Genomic DNA, 14,949 nt, shown 5'->3' with positions numbered 1-14,949 from the left:
GTGATAACTCAATCGTTAAAAATTTGATTGCTAATTTGTAGCGAATATCGACTAAGACATTTGTAATAACTGAGCAGAACTTGCCGAGTTTTCTTCAGCCGTTTTCATCACTTTCACTTGCATTTCGTATTGGCGTGCAAGGCTGAGAATTTGCGTGAATTCATCAATCGCATTGACGTTACTGCCTTCCAACATATTGCCGCGCACAACTACTTCAGCAGCGGGCAATGCGTTCAACCCATCGCGCTGACGAAACAAACCGTCATCACCTTTTTCCAAAGCTAATACATCAGGATTGACGAGCTTCAGGCGCCCTACTTCCACCATTGCTTCCGGGCCTTGCCCTTGGCCAACCATTGAAATAGTGCCGTCGGAGCCAACTTGAACGATGGTATTTTCAGGAATATTGATCGGGCCATTAGCACCCAATACTGGCAAGCCATTAGCGGTACGCAACATGCCGGTTTCGTCCGTCATAAAATTACCGGCGCGGGTATAAGCCTCTGTGCCATCGGGCGCTTGTACCGCAAAAAAACCATCACCTTGAATGGCAACATCTAAAGGACTGTCGGTGGCGATCATCGGCCCCGTAGCGAAATCTGCACGTGGTGATTCAGTCATCGCGTAGGCGCGAGTTGGCTGACCATCGCCGTAATAAACACCCATGCTGCGCGCCTGCTCAAAGTCAGCACGAAAGCCGGTGGTGCTTAAATTAGCGAGGTTATTGGCGCGATTGGCCTGTGCCAACATGTTGTGCTTGGCGCCGGTCATAGCGATAAAAAGCGCTTTGTCCACAATGATTCTCCAGAGTTACCTACGCGAATTCACATAACGAAAGTGAGCGTTGGTTTTTTGGCAGATTTGCCGTTATCTGGAGTTTTGCAAGAGCAGTGCCAATCTGAGAAATATCATTAAGACATTGAAATTAAAGGGAATAAAAGCAGAAGGCACTACCAACAAGCGGCAAGAGTCCGACCATGAAAGAGGAGAAAAATACGGAGGAAATTATGAAGCGGCAAAGAGCTTCCGCCCTTTGCCGCTTAGTCATTTATTCAGAAACTGAGCGCGAAAACTTATCTCAGGTTGAGAATAGTTTGCGTAGTCGCATTGGCGGTTTCGATGGTTTTTGCGTTCGCTTGATAGTTGCGCTGGGCAATAATCAAATTCACCAACTGCTCCGACAAATCCACGTTGGATTCTTCCACCGCACCAGCAGTGATATTACCTAACTGCGATGAGCCAGGCGCGCCAACAATCGCCTCACCAGACTCAAAGGTCTGCGCCCACATGGTATCGCCCGAGGGAGATAAACCATCCACACTGGCAAAGTTAGCTAATGCTACCTGCCCCAATACTTGCGCTTCACCGTTGGTAAAACGTGCAAACACAATACCTGTGTTGCTGATATCCAATCCCGCTAAACGACCAGTGGCATAACCGTTTTGATCCAACTCTTCTACCGCAAAGACACTGCCAAATTGAGTACTGCCCTCAAGATCAATCTGAAAGTTGGAGCTAGCAGGAGGCTCAGCAACGGGAATAGTTCCACCTTGCAGTACGTTCAGTGGCCCAAGTGCGCCTATTGGTTCGCCATCAGTACCTATCGGCGTCCAGTTGGAAATCAAAATTGCATCCGTCATGCTGCTATTAAGGCTGCCATCGGGATTGAAGTGCACATCAAACGATGCCATTGTCGGCTCAATATTTTGTGGCGACGGCAAGGTTGGATCTGGATCACCTACGTTTTGCCCATCGATTTGTACGTACATTTTCCAGTGGTTAGCTGATGTGGTTGGATCGGCCGGATCGTAAGCCTGCTTCACAAAATACTGACGCATTGAATGCACATTACCCAAACTGTCGTACACAGGTGTAGTGGTCGCGTGGTTAAAGGTATCTTGATCGTTAGGATCAAATGCATTGATTGGAACTGGAGTGAAGAACGTTGGATCACCAATCGCACCAAATAAAATCCCACCAGAAACCGGCGTGGTTGGCTGGCTGCTCGCAATTGAGTAGCCTTCTTGCATGGTGATAGTCACCTCTCCACCCACTTTAACTGCACTATTAACCAAGCTTGGATTGGCAACTGTATCTAATGCAGAGTAAACCCCTTGAGCACCGATGATGCCGACAGCATCACCTGCTGCTGCGAATGAAAATTCCAGATCACGGCCAGTTGCAGAAACCACTTCAAGATCGCCAGTCAACTCATTCACACTTGCAGTGATACCAAACAGAGTCGAGCTACTGAGCGCATTGATTTCATCAGCCAATTCAGTCATATCAGCAACAGTGGATGATGTCAGGGTTACACCATTGATCGTAAAAGTTCCCGTGTTATTGGTGAAAGGTATGGCAGGACTAGTTGCGGTTGCAGGAATTTCACGCAAAACAGTTGCAGTGGTACGTGCCGTTGCACTGATACCCGCCAATGAATTTAATTCCGATGCAGTTTCATCTGCACCCGCACCATATTTACTTATGTAAGTGATGGGTGCTGCATTATCTGGCCCTTGAATGACCAGAGTATGAGATGCGTAATCATTGGTCACTTCAGGCTCACCTACAGTGACATCAGTTGTGTTGTTGATATTGTTTATCGCAGTTGTTAACGCATTGCTTCCGCTAACAACAGAAATATCTAGCACCGAAGAAACACCGGATGACAAATCGCGCATTTTCAAACGACCATCAGTATCAACAAATGCTTGTACATTCAGTGGTACTGGGCTGCTAAAGTTTTGGTTGTTAATTTCATTCGCAACAGCGGTCAGGTTGTTATAAGTTCCAGCACTGATGGGAATATCAACAGTTTCTGGAGTAACATTTCCTGGCACCGTACGTGAAAGTTGTAACACAGTTGCAGCGGCAGGCACTGGGTCAACCACGATAGGCGATGCAGCAGAAGCCGTTGCTGAGACAACATCAACAGTTGACGTAGTCGCTTCTTTCAAGCCCAGCATCGCATTGCTAACACCGGTACCATTGGTGTCAAAACGCTGACCGGTTGACTCAAGCACTAATTCATTGGAATCCAAATTGTAGGAAGCATAAACGCCTGTAGTTTGGCGTGGATCTTGCGAACTTACATCAACACGTAAATCACCCAACACACCGGCGACATTACCTTCATCATCCGCAGCAAAACCTTGCAGCAATGCGCCGGAACCATTAACGATATTGCCGTTTTTATCTAAACCAAAAGCACCGGCGCGGGTATAAAGACGCTCACCATTTTTTTCGACGATAAAAAAACCTTCACCATTAACCGACAAGTCCAATTCGTTTTGAGTGAATTTCAAATTACCTTGGGTAAATTGCTGGCGAATATTTTGAATAACCACACCGCTACCTGCAGTGTTGGAACCGCCACCTAAAAGTGTGCTTGCATATACATCGCCAAACTCAGCGCGCGAACTTTTAAAACCAATCGTACTGGCGTTGGCAATATTATTTCCGGTTACTTGCAGATCAGTATTAGCTGCACGAATTCCGCTTAACGCTGTATTGAACGACATATCACACCTCGACCATATCGATTAATGGTTTGTATCAATTAAATTGTTTTACGTTCGCTGCATCGACGGCACCCAAGAGCGCCAAATTCAATGTCAGTTCGCCGTTATCGCCCACAGTTACGCTGTTTACGTTGAGACTCAACCAGGTATTCAGTGCTTCTGTTTTTCCATCCTGCATTGCAGTCACTTCAAAACGATATTTACCAGCACCGACGATTTCATCTTCGCTTGGCTCCCAATCAACCAACTCACCATTGACCTCAAATGCTTGGCCATCCCAACGGAAAACAGTTTCGCCACTAGGTACATCGCCGACTGGAATGGCCTGCACCAATGCACCGGATTCATCGTAAATATTGACCTTCATGTTGGAACCGGGCAGATCCAGATTCACGCTACCCGACACAATTCCACCGGTATTCAACATACTGGTATCGGTTTCCACTGTGACACTGCGACCAACTAGCGATGATGCTTGTAGCGCGTTGTTCGACATAAAACTGCTGAAGGTAGTATTCAAACGCTCAATACCTTCAACCGAACTGAATTGCGCCAGCTGTGCAACAAACTCACTGTTGTCCTGTGGGCTGAGTGGGTTTTGGTTATTCATTTGAGTGATCATCAACTCAAGGAATGCCGCCTGCCCCAATTCATTGGTATTTTTTTTGGTTTCAGTTTTATTCGCGATACTTAAATTATCGGTAACGCTACTGCTGGAAGTTGCGCTGGATACGGCCATGATCTAACTCCTTACTGACCCAAGGTCAGCACACGCTGAACCATTTGTTTGGCTGAATTCATCACTTCCACATTCATTTGGAATGAGCGCGATGCGGCAATCATGTTGGCCATTTCTTCTACCGGATTTACATTGGGGTAATACACGTAACCTTCTTCATCAGCCTTAGGATGAGTCGGCTCATAGCGGCGCTCCAAGGGAGCATCACTCTCGACAATCCCGAGCACTTGCACACCGGCAGCCGCATCCAATTCATTGTTGCTATAGGTGCCCTCCACTGCCGCTTCACGCATGGCATTTTGATGCATGGCAGCAAACACTGGCTGACGACTGCGATAAACCTCATTCACACTGGAGCTGGCCGATTGCGCATTGGCCAAATTGCTGGCGGTGGTGTTCAAGCGCAGACTTTGCGCATTCATTCCAGTGCCGGCGATATCAAAAATATTTCCAAGTGCCATGATTGAGTACCTACAAAATTCGATCAGAAACAGGGTTAGCAGTGCTGTCCAAACGGCTTATTCGCCACGAATCGCCGTGCGCAAACCAGTGAACTTGCTATTTAAAAACTGAAAGCTCGATTGAAACGCCAAGGCATTTTTCATGTATTCGGCATGTTCGATTTGATCTTCCACTGTGTTGCCATCAATCGATGGCTGTTGCGGCGTGCGATATAAAACATCGCCTTCATTAGTGCTAAAACCACTGCCATCAATATGACCGTTTTGAGTGGTCGCCAGATCAAAGCTGCTCGATGCCTGCATTTTCTGGTTCAAGGCTTGCTTAAAATCCAAATCTTTCGCTTTGAAATTCGGGGTATCGATATTAGCGAGGTTATTTGCCAGCACCGCCGCACGGTCAGAGCGAAAACGCAGTGCTGTTTCGTGAATCCCGAGCGCTTTTTCAAAAGAGATGGACATATGCGTGTGCCTTCTGGTGATGACTGGCGGCAACCAATGTGGTTATAGCCTTTTGTTACTTACAACAAAGCAAAACTTATGCCAAACACCAAAAACATACGTAAGACATTGTTTTTAAAGGATATAAAATCAGATAGAGAAGATATTTAAAAAGCGGCAATTGATAAAGCGGCAAAGCCTTTCCGCCCCAAAAGGCAAAACACAAAATGGCGGCAAGCAGCCAATAGGCGGGAAAAGTGACGCAGACACACAAAACAAAACCGGGCTCAAAAGGCCCGGTTTAGGATTAGCAAATATCAAAACAGAAGAACTAGATTGCCCTATAGAGAATTCCCGGCTCGCAGCGCACCATCTCAAACAGGTCTGCTGCGCCCGCCAAGCCTTCGGACGAACCCAAAAACAAAATACCTTGCGGCTTTAAGGAGGCATGGATCTTTTGCAGAATCTGCCGTTTTAAATCGGCATTGAAATAAATGAGCACATTGCGGCAGAAGACTATATCGAACTTACCTAATGCAGCGTAAGAATCCATCAAATTAAGCGAGCGAAAATCGATTCGCTCTTTAGCAAAGCTTTTCACACGCCAGATAGCAGGCGTTGGGTTATCAAAATAGCGCTCCAATCGCTCAGAGGATAAGCCCCGCATCACCGACAAGCGGTCGTACTCGCCTTTTTTGGCCTGATCCAACACGGTAGATGACAAATCTGTCGCTACGATTTGCACCTGCCGCGCCAAATTACCCATCGCCTGGCGCTTATATTCTTCAACCATCATGCTAATGGAGTAAGGCTCCTGACCCGACGAACAGGCTGCCGACCAGATGCGAATCGGGCCAAACATGCGATTGTTGCCAGCCATTAACTGAGGCAGCAGGATATTTTTCAGGTGGTCGTAGGGATAGTTGTCGCGAAACCAAAAAGTCTCGTTGGTGGTCATGGAATCGACCACTTGATCTTTTAATTTGCGGTTAAACCCCTGCTTGAGTACCCGCACCAGCTCGCCAAATGAGCCGATATTGTTCTCTTCCAGAATGCGACGGATGCGGTTAGTCACTAAATATTGCTTGTTATCGCCCAGCGAAATACCGCAGGCGTCTTCGAGAAACTGACGAAATTGATCAAACTCGGCTTGGTCTATGGTGTCCCGACCCAAGGGTTTGGCAAAAGGCGGCTCTTTATTAATCATATATTTCCAATGTAAAACCGCTGCCGCAGGCTGAATTGCCTAGGGCAGCTCTTAGTCACGCCTCGTCCGGTGGTAACAAACTCTCACCAGTGATCGCCAACACTCGATCATTCACCCGCTTAGCCAACTCATCCGGGTGGAATTTAGCGAGGAAATCATCCGCCCCCACCTTCTTCACCATCGCTTCATTAAATACACCGCTGAGCGATGTATGAAGAATGATGTGCAATTTTTTAAGCGCGGGATTATTGCGCACCTCAGCGGTAAAGGTATAACCATCCATTTCCGGCATTTCGATGTCGCAAATGATCATAATCAGTTCTGACAAGGGATCTTTACCCTCGTTAAGCAGATCCTGCAAATAGTTGAAGCCCTCCAGCCCATCTTTCTTAACGGTGGTTTTAATCCCCATGCCCTCTACCACACGCTGAATTTGCTTACGCGCAATGGTCGAGTCATCAATAATCAATACGTGCTTTTGCACCACACGGTCGGCGATACCATCTTCTATTACCCCTGCACTCACCTCTTCACGTGCAGGTGATACCTCGGCGAGGATTTTCTCCACATCGATAATTTCTACCAGCTGCCCATCAACCTGAGTAACGGCAGTGAGATAGTGCTCTTTACCAGCACCCTTTGGCGGCGGGTGAATATCACCCCAATTCATATTGACGATGCGCTCAACAGAGCGCACCAAAAAGCCTTGGGCAGTGCGATTGTATTCAGTGATGATGACGAAGCAGCTTTCTATGTCTGGCAGCTCACGGCGCCCTATGGCAAGGTTCATATCCATAATCGGCAAGGTGCCACCGCGGATATGGGCAACACCACGTACCACCGAGCTGCGGCCGGGAATGGCATTTAACTGCGGGCATTGCAGCACTTCTTTAACCTTGAAGACATTAATGCCATACAGCTGCTGACCACCCAGCCGAAACAGTAGTAGCTCCAAACGGTTTTGCCCAACCAGCTGAGTGCGCTGATTGACACTATCCATTACTCCCGCCATCAGTAACCTCTTTTATTCTCAGATATTGATCCAACCTACCGGCAAATTAGCGTCGGACTGCGGCACAGTATTTGCTTTGATGCTTAGTAAACCAGCTTAGCGGCAAAAAAGTGTCAGACTTTAGTCGTTATGTTCTTAAGCAGACACTCAGTTCTTACCCTTGAGGATAGGACAAAATATGGAACTTCCTAGTTTTTACAAAACATTCTTATGGAATATTTTGCGCCACGAGAAAAGCAGTAAAAAGATGCTGAAAAAGCCGTCAACCTTGCCAATCGCAGGGTTGTGCATACTGCTATCCAGCCTAAGCTCATCGGTTTTGGCACAAATCTATCCATTGCAGCAATTGAAACTCGATATCGCCAGTTTTTTGGCGGCTGATTACAAGCAATCTACCCATGAACGCATCGATATCAGTGTCAGCAATTTGGATAACCGCCTGCGCCTTGCTAGTTGCTCGCAGCCGGTCGAATTTATCAATCAGGATCAAAGCGGTTTTGGCGGCAACATCAGTGTGAAAGCCCAGTGTGATGGCGGCAAAACCTGGTCGGTGCATGTACCAGCGCAAGTCACCATTTATCGTGAAATTGCCATTGCCGGGCGCGATATAGCTCGCGGAGAAATAATCAGCCAAGCCCACATTACCAGCAATACGGTCAATGTCAGCAGCATTCGGCAGGCATTTTTACCCGATGCAGAGGCGATTATCGGCAAAGAAGCCAAACGCAACATCGGTAAAGGCGAACCCTTTAGAACCGCCGTTTTAGATGCACCTACCGCTGTAAAGCGCGGCGAACTTGTGACACTAGAATCTCTGGCGGGCAGCATCAAGGTCAGCAGTATGGGAACAGCTATGGCGGATGGACGTATCGGCCAGAAAATACGCGTACGCAACAATTCATCAGAGCGCGTCATCAGCGGTGTGGTGGTCAGCCAGGGCCTAGTGCAAACACTTTAAATGAAGAGCGCAAACGCTCTGATGTGAAAAGTGCAAACGCTTTGATTTATAAGAAGAATCCGCTTCCGGGTTCATGAAAGATATTTTAAATATTTGCTAAAGTTAGGCGACAACTGGCCGATAGCCTGCCAGAGACTCCCAAAATTGCACTCACCATTATGGGAGTCATCACTGTCACGACATAGCAACCGCGGCATTTTTGACGTTAATCGCCCAAGAGCCATTCGCTCACAGGCATACAGGGGAACAACATGATTTTAAATACCAACAACACGCTGGACTCGGTAAGTACCAAGGGTACTCGCAGCAAACCTGCAGCGCCGAATACACCCGAAACCAAAACACCAGAAGCAGCTCCAGCGAGCAAAGCTGCTGGCGACCAAGTGGTTTTGAGCCAAGAAGCGCAAAATCTTGGACGCCTGCAAGCCAAGATCGAGAGCTCACCTGATGTCGATATGGACAAGGTGGCGGAAATCAGACGCGCCATCGCAGAAGGTCGCTTTGAGATCAATCCTGAGCGTATTGCTGAAAATATGCTCAACCAAGACGAATTACTGGGCTAACAACTAACCGGCGGATTAACAGCCCTCCCCTGTGCTGGTAATCCGCTAGTGTTTTGCTTTTACAATTTGCCTTTGCACCAGCTGATTGACTATCGGCTCATTTAACTACCAGCATATTTAACTAAAAGTTATCGAAGTAGAAGTTTTACCTAATCGAAGAGGTTGCTATGTCTCTCAACATCACATTACTGCGTGACATGATCGCGCAGGACTCCGCCGCTCTTGCTCAACTCAAACAATTGCTCGCACATGAACGCGAACAATTGGAACAGCGCAAACAAGATGAACTCCCGCGCATCGTTGAGCAAAAAGCGATTTTGCTTGATCAACTCAACCATAACGCGAAACAGCGCCAACAAATTCTCACCACCCTAAATTTGCCTGCAAATGCCGATGGCTGGGATCAGTTTTTACAGCGCAATGCCACCACTCAACCGCTGGTGAACGATTGGAAATTAGTGGTCAGTGAATTTGAAGACTGCCAAAAGATGAACGACATCAACGGCAAGATGATCGCACGCTCACAACAAACCCTGAACCATTTGCTTGGTTTACTGCGCGGCAAAGTCGCGGCACCATCGCTCTACACCGCACAAGGCACAAAAACCCAACATACCTCGACCTATACCGTCGCTAAAGCCTGATACAAGGCGATTAAAAAAGGCCAGCAAACATGCTGGCCTTTTCGTTTGGTGAAAGCAAAGCGCTCAACTCTATTTAAAGGTATTACACGCCTCCACCTTCCCTTGCTCGAAACCCCGCTTGAACCAAGCAACTCGCTGCTTTGAACTGCCGTGAGTAAAGCTTTCCGGGCGCACTACACCACCAGCTTGTTGTTGCAGTTTGTCATCGCCAATTGCAGAAGCTGCATTTAGCGCTTCTTCTATATCGCCCTCCTCCAGCATTTGACGGTCGCTATCCGCGTAATAGCCCCAAATCCCGGCGTAGCAGTCAGCTTGTAGCTCAAGCTTGACTGAAAGTTGATTGGCTTGTTCCTTTGAAACCTGCTGCTGGGCCTGACTCACTTTTGCCGAAGTTCCCAGCAAGGTTTGTACGTGGTGCCCAACTTCGTGTGCAATCACATAGGCTTGCGCAAAATCACCCGGCGCGCCCAACTTGTTTTTCATATCCTCATAAAAAGCCAAATCGATGTAGAGCTTGTGGTCCCCCGGGCAATAGAACGGCCCCATCGCAGACTGTGCATAGCCGCAAGCGGAGTTCACCGCATTGCGAAACAGCACTAATTTGGGCTCCTCGTAAGTCAGGCCAAGCTTTTTAAATTCAAGATGCCAAGTGGATTCGGTGTCAGCCAAGACTACCGAGACAAAATCGGCGAGCTCCTGGTCTTTTGGAGATAACTCTTGTGAACTGGTTGCAACAGAACCGGATGGCGCAGTCAATTGCAGCAGATCTATTCCCATAAACTTGGCGCCAAAATATACAATTACCCCAATAATCAGTAACGTTCGGCCGGTTTTTGTTTGGAGTAGGAAGGGCAAAATTCGCCCAACAGCAGATGCTCCACCCATCGCCATAGAAGGCGGACTGGCGCTGCGCATATCTTCGATGTTGTCACTGCGACGACCTTGTTTCCAACGCATGATAATTCCCTCGTATTTGATCGCGACTTAAAGACTTGTCATCAAACTCTGTTGTTTGACGTGGTTAAATTAATTCAAAGCAGGATACTATAGGCGCATAAACAAATAACGTCAGCCAATCATCTATTTAAAGAAGTAAACAGGAGTTTTTATGCCTACAAGCCCTCTGGCCGGCCAACTTTTACCCGCCGATTTACTGGTAGATCTTCCCAAGCTCATCGATGCGTATTACAACAATAAACCAGATGTCAGTATTGCAGAGCAGCGTGTCAGCTTTGGCACATCAGGTCATCGCGGCTCATCATTCAATACCAGCTTCAATGAAAACCATGTACTTGCGATTAGCCAAGCCATTTGCGATTACCGCCAACATGCAGGTATTACCGGCCCGCTTTACATGGGGATTGATACCCACGCGCTGTCTGAGCCAGCGCAAATCAGTGCCGTTGAAGTACTTGCTGCTAACGGCGTTGAAATTATGCTCGCCCAAAACGGCGAATACACTCCAACCCCAGCCATCTCCCATGCAATCCTAACTTATAACCGCGGCCGCACTACCGGCTTGGCCGATGGCATTGTGATCACCCCATCGCACAACCCGCCCGACAATGGCGGATTTAAGTACAACCCACCCAATGGTGGCCCTGCTGACAGTGACATCACTAATTGGATGCAAGCGCGCGCAAATGAATTACTGGAAAATAATCTGCGCGACGTGAAGCGTATGGATTATCAACAGGCATTGAAAGCGAGCAACACATATCAGCATAACTACATCGAACACTATGTAAAAGATCTGATCAACGTCATTGATATGGATGCGATTCGCAATGCAAACATTCTTATGGGCGCTGATCCGCTGGGCGGTGCTGGCGTCAGCTACTGGAGTGCAATCGCCGATTACTACAATTTAAATTTAAAAGTACTCAACACTGCCGTCGATAAAACATTTTCATTTATGACCGCTGACTGGGATGGAAAAATCCGCATGGACCCATCCTCTGCTTACACAATGCAAGGCATGGTGGAGCGACGCAATCAGTTTGATGTCGCTTTTGCGTGTGACGCAGACCATGACCGTCACGGCATTGTTGCGCCAAGCTGCGGCTTGTTGCCACCGAATCATTATCTTGCAGTAGCAATTGAATATTTATTTCAAAATCGCCCGCAATGGAACGCCAACACTGCTATCGGCAAAACCGTAGTGAGCAGTGCAATGATCGATAAGGTTGCGCAAAAAATCGGCCGCCGCCTGTACGAAGTTCCCGTCGGTTTTAAATGGTTTGCCCCGGGGTTATTTGATGGCTCACTCGGCTTTGGCGGTGAAGAAAGTGCTGGCGCCTCTTTCTTGCGCATTGATGGAAGTGTTTGGACAACCGACAAAGACGGCATAATCCCATCGCTACTTGCAGCTGAAATTAAAGCCAAAACCGGACGCGACCCAGGTGAATGCTACAAAATATTGGCTGATGAATTTGGTCACGCAGCAGAAGCACGTGTAGAAGCGCCAGCAAATAGCGTACAGAAAAAAGCGTTCGCCAAACTCACACCAGAACAAATCACATCAACCGAACTAGCAGGGGATAAAATTGAAACCATCCTCACGCAGGCACCAGGCAACAATGCTGGCTTTGGTGGAATTAAGGTGATGACACAAAACGGCTGGTTTGCAGCGCGCCCATCAGGCACAGAAGAGATTTACAAAATTTACGCTGAAAGCTTTAAAGGAAGCGAGCACTTGCAAGAGGTTATTGCTGAAGCTCAAACCATTGTTGACAAAGCTATTTCCTAATCTCAGTTTTATTTGATAGCAAATTAAAAATGCCCGACTAGATCGGGCATTTTTAATTTAGAGTTTTTAACTAAGGGTTGGCAAAGGAATCCAATCAACCTCACCTGGCACCATGGTAAAGCCGCCATTCGCCCAGCGTTCTCCGGCAGCACGAACTTTTTCTCGCGAAGACGCCACAAAGTTCCACAGAATAAATCGATCACCCGCCAGCGGTTCTCCGCCTAACAATAAAATGCGCGCACCACTCACAGTTTCGATAACATCTCCTTCATCCAATACTGCCATATGAAATTCCGGCACCATCTCGCCATTTACTGTCACGTTGCCGAAGGCAACATAGATTGCTAATTCCTGCTGAGGAAAATCAGGCGTGTACTGAGCATCTGCACCCAGTGAAATATCAATATAAGTAGTAACACTCGGTGTTTTAACAGGCGACTCAACGTCGAATGCCTTTCCAATTAATACATGTGCGCTTAGGGTCGGCAAATGAATTGAGGGAATTTGATCCGCAGAATAATGTGCAAAAGAAGGTTCACAATCTTCGACATCAGTTGGTAAAGCTAGCCAGGTTTGAATGCCTTCAACTACTTCATTTTTTTGGCGAATATCTGCAGGTAAGCGTTCGGAATGAACAATCCCATTACCTGCTGTCATTAAATTAATCGCGCCCGGCTCAATACGCTGTGTAGTGCCTAAGCTGTCTTTATGAACCATCGCCCCGGTAAACAAATAAGTCACCGTTGCTAACCCGATATGAGGATGCTGGCGAACATCACCCACCGTTGTACCTGCCTCAAAATGCGCAGGCCCCATATGATCCACAAAAATAAAGGGGCCAACGCGTTGCTGCACACGGGAAGGTAGCAATCGCTTAACAGTGAAACCTATATCCTGAACACGAGGAGAAATTAATAAAGGCATAGTATCGTCCCCCGAAAATTTGCGATAACCAATCAAAGTATTTCAAATACAGGTATCTCTTTGTAGACAATAAAAGTAGCCCTAAGCTCCGCAAAAAACTCATATATAACAAGTTAAAATCTACAAAAACAATCTTCAATGAGCGATACCACACATAGCTATATCAATTAAAGGTGATGGTGCGTATTGATATTAATAGTCGCATGAGACAACAATTTATGGATCGGGCATTTTTCAACAATAGCGAGTAGCTGCTGTTTTTGTTCCTCACTTAAACTGCCTACAAATTGAATATTCATAGACAGATTATATTCACCCTGTTTTTCTTTACTTGAATCCCGCCCCACATCAACATTGATACTATCCAAGGGAATGCCGCGACGCTTGGCAAACATAGTTAATGTGATAGCTGTGCAAGCAGCCAATGACGAATCCAGTAAACCATGCGGATCTGGTGCAGAATTTTCACCACCAAGCGCTGTGTCAACGTCAGAAAATATTTCATGTGCATCAACACTAATACGTTGACGATACGTACCGGCTGTATCTTTTTGCAATCGAATCATTACTCCGCCCTTTAATGAAAGCTACAAGTTTAAGGCTTTAGCCAATGCATTAGGATCATAACCTCGCATCACTTCTCCGCGAATGACAATCAGCGGAATTCCACTCCCTCTAAGCTGATCATATTGCGACTTTCCTTCTGCTGATTTCTCAATATCATATTCAACATAAGCGATATTGTGCTGCTTGAAAAAATCGCGTGTCTTTTTACAATACCCACACCACTCAGTTGCATAAAGCACTACTCCTTCGGGATATTGTGCAGAAAAATCAGGTGGTGGACTAAACTCATCACGCAGGCTATTCCAGTTAAGAAAAACTCCTAGCGCAACCGCAACAAATAAAAATTTTTTCATGTTTTACATCCTGCAATTCAGAGGTAAATCCTTAAGTTCAAGATCAGTACGATTTTCACCTACTGCCTGCATTCCTTGCGGTACTGCTGCTTTGCCACAAATCCAGGAAATAGGGCTTTCTGGCGAGCCAGTAACCATAATTGGTTGAATACTCAGGGTTTTATTTTTGATATTTGCATGCGCTTTATTACCAAAGTGGATATGAAAAGCGCCCTGCTTTAAATCGATACGATCCACATAGTTACCCAGTAATTTATCCGCTGCAGGAATTCCTGCCTCGTTATTGTCCTGTAAAAATGTTTGCGTACTTTGATGATAAAAAGTCACCAGCTTTTTATAGTTATCAACCAACTCCATCGATTCAACAACTTGTCGACGAGCGATTGTCGGATCAGGAGACGGCATTGCGATTAATGCCAGAACAGCGATAATCGCAATCACAACCATCATCTCAATAAGAGTAAAACCTGTCGTTTTTTTCACATACTTTCCTATATTTTACCGGGTGTATTAACGAATAAATTTCGCCACATACCAACAACTTGCCTGTGTTTCATAACCTTGCTGCTTCGCCCATTTTAGCCCGGTGCGAACTAATTTTTCAGCGAATCCCATACCGCGAAATTCAGGAGGCACATAGGTGCTGGTGAAATCGATAGACTCTTTTCCGTTTTGATTAAAAACGCGATAAGCCAATACTGCTTCACCACCCTCATGGAAAATCACAAAACGCTGCTCATTAGATAGATGCTGTACTTCAGCCATAACAGCTCCTTTAAGAATAAAGACTGGAAAATTTTCTTTATTGTAGAG

17 protein-coding genes are annotated in these 14,949 nt (G+C 46.6%); 4 read left to right on the top strand and 13 right to left on the bottom strand.

What is annotated here, in order from left to right:
• Nucleotides 1–51 precede the first annotated feature (51 nt).
• From flgF to SPL68_RS08220, 7 genes are all read right to left on the bottom strand, one after another.
• On the bottom strand, nucleotides 52–795 hold the full coding sequence (gene flgF / locus SPL68_RS08250; RefSeq protein ID WP_323814615.1) for a flagellar basal-body rod protein FlgF: 744 nt from the start codon (nucleotides 793–795) through the stop codon (nucleotides 52–54).
• A 278-nt stretch (nucleotides 796–1,073) separates the two neighbouring features.
• A complete protein-coding gene (locus SPL68_RS08245; RefSeq protein ID WP_323814614.1) occupies nucleotides 1,074–3,521 on the bottom strand; it encodes a flagellar hook-basal body complex protein in 2,448 nt (815 codons plus the stop codon).
• Nucleotides 3,522–3,555: 34 nt separating this feature from the next.
• Nucleotides 3,556–4,260: a flagellar hook assembly protein FlgD gene (locus SPL68_RS08240; RefSeq protein ID WP_323814613.1), complete on the bottom strand. Its 705-nt coding sequence runs from the start codon at nucleotides 4,258–4,260 to the stop codon at nucleotides 3,556–3,558.
• Between the two features lie 11 nt (nucleotides 4,261–4,271).
• Nucleotides 4,272–4,721 carry a flagellar basal body rod protein FlgC gene (gene flgC / locus SPL68_RS08235; RefSeq protein ID WP_323814612.1) on the bottom strand — a complete coding sequence of 150 codons (450 nt, stop codon included), beginning with the start codon at nucleotides 4,719–4,721 and terminating at the stop codon, nucleotides 4,272–4,274.
• Nucleotides 4,722–4,778: 57 nt separating this feature from the next.
• Nucleotides 4,779–5,180, bottom strand: a complete 402-nt coding sequence (gene flgB / locus SPL68_RS08230; RefSeq protein WP_323814611.1) for a flagellar basal body rod protein FlgB — start codon at nucleotides 5,178–5,180, stop codon at nucleotides 4,779–4,781.
• Between the two features lie 310 nt (nucleotides 5,181–5,490).
• The gene (locus tag SPL68_RS08225; protein WP_323814610.1) at nucleotides 5,491–6,366 is read right to left on the bottom strand and encodes a CheR family methyltransferase; all 876 of its coding nucleotides are present in this window, start codon (nucleotides 6,364–6,366) and stop codon (nucleotides 5,491–5,493) included.
• Between the two features lie 55 nt (nucleotides 6,367–6,421).
• Complete coding sequence (locus SPL68_RS08220) at nucleotides 6,422–7,378, bottom strand: chemotaxis protein CheV (RefSeq protein WP_323814609.1); 957 nt, start codon at nucleotides 7,376–7,378, stop codon at nucleotides 6,422–6,424.
• A gap of 178 nt (nucleotides 7,379–7,556) precedes the next feature.
• Between SPL68_RS08220 and flgA the strand changes: the two genes are divergently transcribed.
• From flgA to SPL68_RS08205, 3 genes are all read left to right on the top strand, one after another.
• Entirely contained in the window at nucleotides 7,557–8,336 is a 780-nt protein-coding gene (flgA, locus tag SPL68_RS08215) for a flagellar basal body P-ring formation chaperone FlgA (RefSeq protein WP_323814608.1), read from the top strand.
• 251 nt (nucleotides 8,337–8,587) lie between these two features.
• Complete coding sequence (flgM, locus tag SPL68_RS08210; RefSeq protein ID WP_323814607.1) at nucleotides 8,588–8,899, top strand: flagellar biosynthesis anti-sigma factor FlgM; 312 nt, start codon at nucleotides 8,588–8,590, stop codon at nucleotides 8,897–8,899.
• A gap of 167 nt (nucleotides 8,900–9,066) precedes the next feature.
• Nucleotides 9,067–9,543 carry a flagella synthesis protein FlgN gene (locus SPL68_RS08205; RefSeq protein WP_323814606.1) on the top strand — a complete coding sequence of 159 codons (477 nt, stop codon included), beginning with the start codon at nucleotides 9,067–9,069 and terminating at the stop codon, nucleotides 9,541–9,543.
• Nucleotides 9,544–9,612: 69 nt separating this feature from the next.
• Here the strand turns inward: SPL68_RS08205 and ypfJ are convergent, their stop codons facing one another.
• Complete coding sequence (ypfJ, locus tag SPL68_RS08200) at nucleotides 9,613–10,500, bottom strand: KPN_02809 family neutral zinc metallopeptidase (protein ID WP_323814605.1); 888 nt, start codon at nucleotides 10,498–10,500, stop codon at nucleotides 9,613–9,615.
• Nucleotides 10,501–10,651: 151 nt separating this feature from the next.
• On the opposite strand from ypfJ, the gene pgm reads away from it, so the two are divergent.
• On the top strand, nucleotides 10,652–12,292 hold the full coding sequence (gene pgm / locus SPL68_RS08195) for a phosphoglucomutase (alpha-D-glucose-1,6-bisphosphate-dependent) (protein WP_323814604.1): 1,641 nt from the start codon (nucleotides 10,652–10,654) through the stop codon (nucleotides 12,290–12,292).
• A gap of 66 nt (nucleotides 12,293–12,358) precedes the next feature.
• Here the strand turns inward: pgm and SPL68_RS08190 are convergent, their stop codons facing one another.
• From SPL68_RS08190 to SPL68_RS08170, 5 genes are all read right to left on the bottom strand, one after another.
• Nucleotides 12,359–13,216: a pirin family protein gene (locus SPL68_RS08190; RefSeq protein ID WP_323814603.1), complete on the bottom strand. Its 858-nt coding sequence runs from the start codon at nucleotides 13,214–13,216 to the stop codon at nucleotides 12,359–12,361.
• 167 nt (nucleotides 13,217–13,383) lie between these two features.
• Nucleotides 13,384–13,782 carry an OsmC family protein gene (locus tag SPL68_RS08185; protein WP_323814602.1) on the bottom strand — a complete coding sequence of 133 codons (399 nt, stop codon included), beginning with the start codon at nucleotides 13,780–13,782 and terminating at the stop codon, nucleotides 13,384–13,386.
• A 21-nt stretch (nucleotides 13,783–13,803) separates the two neighbouring features.
• A complete protein-coding gene (locus tag SPL68_RS08180; RefSeq protein ID WP_323814601.1) occupies nucleotides 13,804–14,136 on the bottom strand; it encodes a glutaredoxin domain-containing protein in 333 nt (110 codons plus the stop codon).
• Nucleotides 14,137–14,139: 3 nt separating this feature from the next.
• On the bottom strand, nucleotides 14,140–14,619 hold the full coding sequence (locus SPL68_RS08175) for a pilin (RefSeq protein ID WP_323814600.1): 480 nt from the start codon (nucleotides 14,617–14,619) through the stop codon (nucleotides 14,140–14,142).
• Nucleotides 14,620–14,646: 27 nt separating this feature from the next.
• Nucleotides 14,647–14,901: a GNAT family N-acetyltransferase gene (locus SPL68_RS08170; RefSeq protein WP_323814599.1), complete on the bottom strand. Its 255-nt coding sequence runs from the start codon at nucleotides 14,899–14,901 to the stop codon at nucleotides 14,647–14,649.
• Nucleotides 14,902–14,949: the final 48 nt, after the last annotated feature.

This window comes from Cellvibrio chitinivorans, from assembly GCF_035117775.1.
In the GTDB taxonomy this organism is placed as follows: Bacteria; Pseudomonadota; Gammaproteobacteria; order Pseudomonadales; family Cellvibrionaceae; genus Cellvibrio; species Cellvibrio chitinivorans.
This window is presented reverse-complemented; position numbering and strand designations above follow the sequence as displayed.